The organism is Nereida sp. MMG025 (assembly GCF_021654165.1).
Lineage (GTDB): Bacteria > Pseudomonadota > Alphaproteobacteria > Rhodobacterales > Rhodobacteraceae > Nereida.
The window spans coordinates 1-2067 of the sequence record NZ_JAKFZN010000024.1 but is presented as its reverse complement, the minus strand read 5'-3'; the positions used below and the strand labels follow the sequence as shown (position 1 = coordinate 2067).

The following is a 2067-nucleotide window of genomic DNA, read 5'->3' as shown; positions in this document are numbered from 1 at the left end:
TCAGGCACACATCGGGTGAAATTGACACGACTTTCGCACCGACAACCCGAGCCAGTTCGCGAGGGGACCATCCCGATGCGTGCTGTTGTCCAGGATGGCGTGGATAGTCGGACAGCTCATAGCCGTCTTCGTCCGTGTGGGGTTTGGGAATATCAGCCATTAAACCTGCCTTTCCTAAATATCATCGGGTAGGGAATAAAATTCACGGGATAAGACAGCTTTGGTTTCAAGCCATTCCCACATATCGATCCATGCGCCACCTTCCTCAGTCAGTCCAACTGTTCGATTTTGGATGTCGCTGGCAATCCAAGGAGTTTCAGGTTGGCACAAGCGCATCAGATTGTTCAGTTTTTGCAGTGCGATGTCTGCGCTTGAAATTTCGCGCCACTCTGGCTGATCGAAAAAATAAACAAAGCCCATGTAGGTTTGCGTTCCGTCTTCCAGTGACTCTTTTTGTTCAAGAGACGCGGCAAACTTTGGGTGCGCAAGGCCGATTGCATGTGGACGATTATTTTCGACGCCCAACTCTCCCGATAGCGCACTTGGTAAGGCTAAGTAGCTCGATCGTCGTTGCGCATGAACAATCAATCTGTGTCGATCAAAACTGGCAAATCCCAGGTGATTTTTGTGTCCCCGCGACTGAAGCCATTGCACTGCCCAATCAAGGAGTTGATCGTGTATAAAGTCATCCGGTTCTTCTAGCTGCGATCGGCCGAGAACCGTAAATGCAGCTTGAATGAACATGTCTAAATCTTGAGAAACATGAACGTCGTTCCCGGTCGGCGCGCTCATGACTAAACGCAGATAGGTTTCGTCCTCAATTACATACACATGCACAGCTGATTGAAGAAACAGAGACATCTCGCGGGCAACCAGAAGTTCATCTTCGAGCCTATCGGCCTGTAGTAAAAAGCGACCCGGATCGGGTTGTGCTGATATTTCAACTCGTTGGTCTACGACAACATTTTTTACGATAATTCTTGCACGGGGATTATCCGCATCAGTCTGCTGGTTCAGCCAATCGACAAAATAGTCGAGCGAAAGACCGTCAGCGGTTACAAAAATCATAGCTCTGTCCTTTGCATATGATCATCACGGAGCCCATGTCTCACCCGTTCCATACGCGGACCGCACGACTATCCCGTTTGGGGTTAGAATTGAACGAAAATACTCAACCATAAATGGCCGCTCAACAATGATAAGATACTTGGTAAACGGAACAATATCGCTTTCAATACAACACGCACGTTCATATTCCATCATCTGGGCAATTTGATTAAATCGAACCGCACGATGCGCACTATCGGTTTCATCTCTTTCATCAGCAAAAGGAGATGAATCGTCATCCGGTGTATCTTCAATGATTTGCGGATCGTTCGACTGGGCGGACAATTGATCTGTCAACTCACCATTCTCTCCCATTAGTACCTGCAATGTGTCGAGAACTGTGTCAGCACTATCTACAAGCATACGACGTGGGTTCGGCCGACGTGGCGCGGGGCGCGGCCGTCGACGGACCCAATCCCAGAAGCCAAAATCATTGTCGCGAACGCCATAAAGAGAATTCCGCTCGGAAGCCTTAGAGGACTTTGCATCCAAAATTAAACACGCGTGTGCCCCCGTTGACGTATTAAGTATCACCTTGGAAGGGTTGATACCATCCGCCAACGGAGCCTTTGACCTAGATTTGTCTTCATGCACTGAGCACTCATGGTTACCACACTTTTCCACTTGGTAAGTTGCCCAGCGTGCGTCAACCGTAAGCTCCTGAGGTTGGCCATCAGGTCCATCAATTGTGATGCGATACTGACGAACCGTAAATGGACGCTTTAAGTCGTTAAATCAACTCTGCGCATCACCGGGGGGACTGTTGCATTAACCGAGGACTTTGGCCACGGTTGTGCTTTTGAGGTCGATCATGCCGCGTAAGTCACCGTTCAAGCATCATCGTTTCCATGTGATATCATCCTTTGTGCCGTGCGGTGGTATCTGCGCTATCCGCTGTCCTATCAGGACGTAGTGGATCTTCTTGCAGAGCGCGAGATCATCATTGATCGGTCGACCGTA

The 2067-nt window shown here is 49.2% G+C and carries 2 protein-coding genes; both read right to left on the bottom strand.

Going from position 1 to position 2067, the window contains the following annotated elements; genetic code table 11:
- Nucleotides 1-174: 174 nt before the first annotated feature.
- A complete protein-coding gene (locus tag L1065_RS15625) occupies nt 175-1068 on the bottom strand; it encodes a hypothetical protein (protein ID WP_237096444.1) in 894 nt (297 codons plus the stop codon).
- Nucleotides 1069-1092: 24 nt separating this feature from the next.
- Complete coding sequence (locus L1065_RS15620; protein ID WP_237096443.1) at nt 1093-1668, bottom strand: hypothetical protein; 576 nt, start codon at nt 1666-1668, stop codon at nt 1093-1095.
- Between the last annotated feature and the right edge of the window lie 399 nt (nt 1669-2067).